This window comes from Oryzihumus sp., from assembly GCF_036391795.1.
Classification (GTDB): Bacteria; Actinomycetota; Actinomycetes; order Actinomycetales; family Dermatophilaceae; genus Oryzihumus.
The window spans coordinates 1-6,671 of the sequence record NZ_DASVZH010000330.1 but is presented as its reverse complement, the minus strand read 5'-3'; the positions used below and the strand labels follow the sequence as shown (position 1 = coordinate 6,671).

The 6,671-nt window shown below is 72.7% G+C and carries 9 protein-coding genes; all 9 read right to left on the bottom strand.

Features of this window, described 5'->3' with window-relative positions; all coding sequences use genetic code 11:
* A partial coding sequence (locus VF825_RS20045) for a pilus assembly protein TadG-related protein (RefSeq protein ID WP_331116753.1) occupies positions 1–337 on the bottom strand: 337 nt, incomplete at its 3' end.
* On the bottom strand, positions 325–687 hold the full coding sequence (locus VF825_RS20040; protein WP_331116751.1) for a TadE family protein: 363 nt from the start codon (positions 685–687) through the stop codon (positions 325–327). The genes VF825_RS20040 and VF825_RS20045, both read right to left, overlap by 13 nt.
* 63 nt (positions 688–750) lie before the next feature.
* Positions 751–909, bottom strand: coding sequence for a Flp family type IVb pilin (locus tag VF825_RS20035; protein ID WP_331116749.1), 159 nt, complete (start codon positions 907–909; stop codon positions 751–753).
* A 5-nt stretch (positions 910–914) separates the two neighbouring features.
* Positions 915–1,115 carry a Flp family type IVb pilin gene (locus VF825_RS20030; protein WP_331116747.1) on the bottom strand — a complete coding sequence of 67 codons (201 nt, stop codon included), beginning with the start codon at positions 1,113–1,115 and terminating at the stop codon, positions 915–917.
* 56 nt (positions 1,116–1,171) lie between these two features.
* Complete coding sequence (locus tag VF825_RS20025; protein WP_331116745.1) at positions 1,172–1,366, bottom strand: Flp family type IVb pilin; 195 nt, start codon at positions 1,364–1,366, stop codon at positions 1,172–1,174.
* Positions 1,367–1,626: 260 nt separating this feature from the next.
* Positions 1,627–3,387 carry an LpqB family beta-propeller domain-containing protein gene (locus VF825_RS20020; protein ID WP_331116743.1) on the bottom strand — a complete coding sequence of 587 codons (1,761 nt, stop codon included), beginning with the start codon at positions 3,385–3,387 and terminating at the stop codon, positions 1,627–1,629.
* Entirely contained in the window at positions 3,384–5,123 is a 1,740-nt protein-coding gene (gene mtrB / locus VF825_RS20015; protein WP_331116741.1) for an MtrAB system histidine kinase MtrB, read from the bottom strand. Before mtrB ends, VF825_RS20020 begins: the two co-directional genes overlap by 4 nt.
* A gap of 3 nt (positions 5,124–5,126) precedes the next feature.
* Entirely contained in the window at positions 5,127–5,804 is a 678-nt protein-coding gene (gene mtrA, locus VF825_RS20010) for an MtrAB system response regulator MtrA (RefSeq protein ID WP_141787439.1), read from the bottom strand.
* Between the two features lie 84 nt (positions 5,805–5,888).
* Positions 5,889–6,671: vWA domain-containing protein (locus VF825_RS20005; protein WP_331116738.1), on the bottom strand; the 783-nt coding region annotated here is incomplete at its 5' end.

Genomic DNA, 6,671 nt, shown 5'->3' with positions numbered 1-6,671 from the left:
CGGGCGCGGAAACCTGACCACACACCGCCTGTCCCCCATCCACCCTACGGACGTAGGTGAACCCGTCTGCGGCGTTCTGGCCGGTCAGACCCTCGAGGTTGGCAGCGGTGGGACACGTCCCCTTGGCGCACTGGGCCATGGCCGAGTAGGCGGCCGCATCGGCACCGTTCTGGAGCTGCCGGCGCTCCGCCTGGAGGTTGCCGACATCGATGGTCAGGGCCGCACACCCGAGGAGCACCCCGCTCCCGAAGAGAACCGCGACCAGGAGCGCGACGGTGCCCCGATCGCGTCCGTCGCGCAGCCGGTTGATCCGTCGGAGCAGGCCTAGCCTCCGCATCTCATCACCGCCGTCTGTGAGATGTTCTGGGACCAGAAGATCCCGGCGAACGAGTAGGAGACCTTGACCGAGCTCGTATCCAACCGGCCCGGCGAGTGCTGGCACAGCGTGATGTCGCCATCCGGGATGGTTGGCGCCGTCGTGCCGAAGCCCGGCGCCGGCGCCGCGGCGAGCGCGCGGTTGCGGACATCAGTCTTCGTGTAGTTCGCCCCGCCGTCAGCCAGGGCGGCCAGGCGAGCACCTTCGCGTGCCGCCTGGCTGATCTGGAGCTCGGCGTTGAAGACCCGGCTGAAGTCGATGATCCCGAAGGCGAGGGCCACGAGTACCGGAAGGACAATGGCCATCTCCACGGCCGCGGCACCCCGCTCACGGGGACTCCTGCGTTTGAGAAGGTTCATGCGTACTCCACCTGGTCAGAAACCGGGAACGCTTGTGAAGAGCCCGACAACGTGTTGGCCGAGCAGGGCGATCGCACCACCGACGACACCGGCAATGAGGCTCGCGATCAGCGCGTACTCCACCGCGGTTGCCCCGCGATCCTGCGGCGCAACCGCGGTGGAGTCGTGATCCATGGGGATCAGGCCGCCGCCGCGCCCACAGCCGTGCTCACAGCTGTGAAGGCGTTGTTGATCTGGGTCCCCAGCGTCGCGACGATCGTGACGATGACAGCCGCGATCAGAGCCACCAGCAGTCCGTACTCCACTGCGGTGGCACCCTCATCAACCGTGTCGCGGACGGTGGCCAGTCGTGTCTGGAATCGAGCGATATACCGAACCATTTCGGGTCCCCTTTCAGGACGCACGCAGAGTGCGGCCATTGCCGCTTGCCGTGTGATCAGGCGGCGGGCAGCTTGTTGGAGACCGTGGTGAACGCGTTGTTGATCTGCGTGCCCAGGGTCGCGACGATCGTGACGATGACAGCCGCGATCAGGGCGACGAGCAGGCCGTACTCAACCGCGGTCGCGCCCTCCTCGTAGTGGTCACGGACAGCAGCGAGCCGGGTCTGGAACTTGGCGATGTAACGGAGCATTTCTGGTCCCCTTTCAGGACATCTGTGGCGCGGGGCGGACGTCCCGACGACAAGGAAGAGACTGTCGCTCAAGGGGATCCGCTGACATCGCCTGATGCGCTCGCGTCGTGAGGCTGATCAGGCGAGACAACATCCACCGAACGGCTGATGCCTTGAGCGTCAAGGCACAACAGGAGACGACGCCACGGGATCAGCGAAAGGCGTTGTGAATGCTCCGGATCCACAGCCGCATCAGTCCCGTTGCGGCCGTCGGGCGTCCATCAGCCGGCGGGGACCACTAGGTCGTTCGCACCGGCCTCGACGACCCAGCCGTTCCCGGCACGCGTCAGCACCTGACCGCGGTCGTTCGCGACAACCAGGCCGCGGGGACCGCCGGTGCTCGTCAAGGACACGGCACCGGCCACGGGCGCCAGGGCGCTGGTCGGGCCACCGACCTCGACCAGGTAGGGCCGCAACGGGTCCTCCGACCCCTCCGAGCCCAGCACCGCGACGGTCCGCGAGTCCACCCAGGCCACGTCGCGGACGCTCGTCAGCCGCTCCCCCACCCGCAGCGGCGTGGTCAGGCTGCGGGGGGCGCCGTTGGCGGCGCGCACGATGCCGACGACGTCGACGCGGACGTCGCCCCCGGGGCCACGGGTCGCCAGGACCATGCGGGTGCTGTCGGCGGCCACGCGCAGGGCCACCACCCGCCGGTTGCCCAGCCACGGCACGTCGAGCGCGCGCGGCGCCGAGGGGGTCGCGGAGGTGTCGATGACGTAGACGTGGGAGGTCTGGCCGACGGTCCCACCCACCCAGAGGCCGTGCCGTCCGTCGAACGCCGGTCGCGTCAGGTCCCGGGCGAACGGGGCCACCGGGGTCAGCTTCGTGCCGCGCCACCGGGCCAGGCTGGTGCCGTCGGTGCTCACCGCGGCCAGCTCCGCGCCGTCGCGGGAGAGCGCGAGCGGACCATACGTCAGCGGTATCGCGGGCAGCTCGCTGGTGAGGCTGGCCGGGGCCCGGCGCGGGTCGTCGGTGCCGCCGAGCCCGGCGGGGTCGAGCCGGTGCAGCGCCGTGCCTTGACGCACCACCACGCTGGTCACCTGGGTGTCGTCGCTGTCCTCGGGGTAGCCGACCTGGACCAGGCTGGAGGGCGCCTCGGGCACGCCTTGCAGGTCGACCTTGCTGCCACCGACGAGCAGGGACACCGAGGACACCGTCGGCGCCTGGGTCAACGTGGCCACGAACTGTGCCCACATGGCCCGCCGCAGCTCCGGGTCGGCGACCAGTCCGCTGACCGACAGGTCGACTGCGGCGCGGCCGTTCTCCACCGGCACCGCGTCGACCGCCAGCTGGGTGCTCTCGGGCACGCCGCTGACCGCCGCCCCGCTGAGGTAGTCGGGCACCGGACCGAGCTGGGCGCGGGCCAGGGTCGTGGCCAGCCCGGGGGTGAGGGGGAACCAGCGCTCGTCGGGCACCAGCGTCCGGGTGGCCGGCACCGCGTAGTGGATCGCGAACGGCCGGTAGAGGCGGTCAAGGTCGGCCCCGCTGAGCCACAGCCCGAAACCGGCCGGGGTGCTGGCGATCCGCCACTGCCCACCGACCTGCTGCAGGCCGAAGGTGGCGCTGGCCGTGGAGCCGTGCGGCAGCTCGCGGTAGCGGCCCGACTCGTCGATGCTCGCCGTGGCCGGGACGGTGACCCGCACCCGGTCCCCGGGCAGCGTCCGCACCGACAGCGCGGACTCGCCGGGGAAGACGGTGACGCCGTGGTCGGGCACCCAGTTCTGGGCCACGCTGGGCAGCAGGAAGGAGCGGCCCACGGCGTGGTCGTCGTCGAAGCCGGCCGCCGCCCGCAGGAAGCCGCGGACGATCTGCTCCGGCGTGGCCCCGGCGGCCGGGCCGTCGGGCAGCACCCGCACCGGCTCCACCGGCGGGCTGCCCACCGAGAGCCCCTCGCGCACCGGCCCGGTGGTGGGCAGGCCGCCGCAGCCGGCGGTCGCCAGGGCCAGCCCGAGCAGGGCGGCCGCGACGAGGCGGCGGCTCATCGGGAGCCCTCGGCCTGGCGGCCGAGCTGCTGGTAAGGCCCGCCGACGCCCCGGCTGGACCGGGGCTTCTCCTCCTCCGGCGTCAGCGGCAGCGGCGAGCGGTCGATGCCCACGCCCGCGCGACGGGGCAGCGTCAGCCGGAAGCACGAGCCGCGCCCGGGCTCCCCCCAGGCCTGCAGCCAGCCGTCGTGCAGGTGGGCGTCCTCCAGGGCGATGGCCAAACCGAGCCCGGTGCCGCCAGTGGTCCTGGCACGGGCCGGGTCGGCGCGCCAGAACCGGTTGAACACCAGCGCCGCCTCGCCGGGGCGCAGCCCGACCCCGTTGTCGCGGACGGTCACCGCCACCGCCGTGCCGTTGGAGGAGACCCGCACGACGATGGGCCGGCCCTCGCCGTGCTCGATCGCGTTGACTACCAGGTTGCGCAGGATCCGCTCGACGCGGCGCGGGTCGATCTCGGCGACGCACGCCCGGTGCGGGGCGTCGACCCGGACCAGGCTGCCGCGGCGCTCGGCCAGGGCCACGGTCGCCTCCACCACCCGGGCCACCGTGTCGCGCAGGTCGGTGGCCTCCAGGTCGAGCGCCGCCGCCCCGGCGTCGAAGCGGCTGATCTCCAGCAGGTCGCCGAGCAGCGACTCGAACCGGTCGAGCTCGTCGTGCAGCAGCTCGGCCGAGCGGGACACCGAGGGGTCGAACTCGTCGCGGGAGTCGTGGATCAGGTCGCCGGCCATCCGGATCGTGGTCAGCGGGGTGCGCAGCTCGTGCGAGACGTCGGAGACGAACCGCTGCTGGACCCGGGAGAGGTCCTCGAGCTGGCGGATCTGTTTCTGCAGGCTCTCGGCCATGGCGTTGAACGACTTGGCCAGCCGCGCCAGGTCGTCCTGCCCCCGGGCGCGCATGCGCTCGTGCAGCCCCCCGGAGGCGAGGCGCTCGGCGACCTCGGCGGCACGGCGTACCGGGTCCACCACGAGCCGGGTGACGACGTAGGCGACGGCACCCACCATGAGCACCAGGGCGATGCCACCGAGGGTGAACGTCTGGGCGACGACCTTCAGCGTCGCCTGCTCGCGCTCCATCGGGAAGACGAAGTACAGCTCGTAGGTGCCGGCCACGGGCAGCGAGACCTGGCTGCCGACGATGACCGTCGGCACCGCAGCCCCGGTGTCCGAGGAGCTGGTGGCGATGATCTGCACGTGCTGGTGGGTGGCGTCGGCGGCGACCGCCCGGCGCAGCTCGGCCGGCACGCTGGGCAGGCCGACGTCACCGGACAGGCGCGTTGCGACCACCGGCGTGCGGGTGTTGTGCAGCGCGCGCGTGAGGATCACGTCGCGGGCGTGGTCGGCGCCCGGCGAGGCCAGCTGCTGGACCAGGTCTGTGGCCAGCACGCTCAGGCTGGTCGGGTCGGTCCGGTCGGCGGCGTCGAAGCGCGTCTGCGCGGCGCGGGTGCCCTGCGCCGCCTCCTCCGTGGCGGACTTGACCCGGTCGGAGACCAGGCCGTCGGCGATCTGCTGGTAGAGGTAGGAGCCGAGCAGCAGCACCACGACCAGGCCCAGCAGCATGGTCATGGAGATGACCCGGAACTGCAGCGAGGCGCGCCACTGGTGGGCCAGCCAGCGTCCGGAGCCGATCACCGCCGCGCGGGCCCGGGCCACGGCCCAACCGGCAGTGCGCAGTGCCCGGGTCCTGCGGATCGCGAACCGGGAGGGCTGCTCGGGCGCCGGGCGGCTCGACTCGGACATCGGCTAGCTCGGACCCGCCTTGTAGCCGACGCCACGCACGGTCACGACGATCTCGGGGTGCTCGGGGTCCTGCTCGATCTTGGAGCGCAGCCGCTGCACGTGGACGTTGACCAGCCGGGTGTCGCCGGCGTGGCGGTAGCCCCACACCTGCTCCAGCAGCACCTCGCGGGTGAACACCTGCCACGGCTTGCGCGCGAGCGCGACGAGCAGGTCGAACTCCAGCGGGGTCAGCGACAGCGGCTGCCCGTCGCGCTTGACCGAGTGCCCGGCCACGTCGATGACCAGGTCGCCGATCTCCAGGCGCTCGGGCTCGGGCTCGTCGCCGCGGCGCAGCCGGGCGCGCACCCGGGCGATGAGCTCCTGCGGCTTGAACGGCTTGACCACGTAGTCGTCGGCGCCGGACTCCAGCCCGACGACCACGTCCACCGTGTCGCTGCGCGCCGTGAGCATGACGATGGGCACGCCGGACTCGCCGCGGATGCGCCGGCACACCTCGATGCCGTCCATCCCGGGGAGCATCACGTCGAGCAGGACCACGTCGGGCCGGCTCTCGCGGAAGGCGGCCATCGCCGAGGAACCGTCGGCGACGTGCACGACCTCGAGGCCCTCGTTGCGCAGGACGATGCCCAGCATCTCCGCCAGCGCGAGGTCGTCGTCGACGACGAGGATCCTGCCCTTCACCGGCTGTTCCTTTCACCGTGTGCGTTCATCGGGTGCATCGTCGCACACGGGCCCGTGGTGCACGGTGGGGACGCTCATGTCCGGTTACCGGTCGGTATGCCGGCTGCTCACCTGCCGGTCACCGCCCAGGGCCGCCACCACCTCCGCGAGCGCCTCCACCGAGTGCCCGCTGAGCAGGTCGTCGCAGAAGGGCAGGACCGCCCGCATGCCGCCGGTGTCCGGCGCGAACCCCGGCGCCGACACCCGGGGGTTGACCCACACGACGCGGTGCGCGCGTCGCGCGATGGCCTCCATCTGCGCCGCCAGGACGGCCGGGTCGTCCCGCTCCCACCCGTCGGAGACGACGAGCACCACCGCGCCGTGGGCCATCCCGCTGCGGCCGTAGCGGTGCATGAACGCCTTGAGGCTGTGCCCGATCCGGGTCCCTCCGGACCAGTCGGGCATCGCCCGGCCGGCGCGGGCGAGGGCCTGCTGCGGGCTCCGGGTCCGCAAGACGGGCGTGAGCCGTGTCAGGCGGGTGCCGAAGACGAACACCTCGGCGCGGGCGACCGTCGTGGCACCCCAGAGCAGGTGCAGCCACGCCCGCGCGTAGGGCTCCATCGACCCCGAGATGTCGAGCAGGGCCACCAGCCGGCGGGGCCGGCGCCGCCGTGAGCGACGCACGGCCAGCACCGGGTCGCCGCCGGAGCGGATGCTGCGCCGGATCGTGGCGCGCACGTCGAGCCGGTCCCCCCGCGGGTGCCGGTGCCGCCGCCGGGTGCGTCGCGTCGGCAGTGTGGTCATCAGCCGGTGCAGCAGCGGCGCCACCTCGGCCAGCTCCGCCTCGCTCAGTGCGCCGAGGTCGGCGTGCCGCAGCCGTTCCTCGCT

What these genes read in the sequence shown, in the direction of transcription:
- VF825_RS20035 (WP_331116749.1), bottom strand. Translation starts at nt 909, where the DNA reads ATGGATCACGACTCCACCGCGGTTGCGCCGCAGGATCGCGGGGCAACC.
- VF825_RS20025 (WP_331116745.1), bottom strand. Translation starts at nt 1,366, where the DNA reads ATGCTCCGTTACATCGCCAAGTTCCAGACCCGGCTCGCTGCTGTCCGT.
- VF825_RS20030 (WP_331116747.1), bottom strand. Translation starts at nt 1,115, where the DNA reads ATGGTTCGGTATATCGCTCGATTCCAGACACGACTGGCCACCGTCCGC.
- mtrB (WP_331116741.1), bottom strand. Translation starts at nt 5,123, where the DNA reads ATGTCCGAGTCGAGCCGCCCGGCGCCCGAGCAGCCCTCCCGGTTCGCG.
- VF825_RS20020 (WP_331116743.1), bottom strand. Translation starts at nt 3,387, where the DNA reads ATGAGCCGCCGCCTCGTCGCGGCCGCCCTGCTCGGGCTGGCCCTGGCG.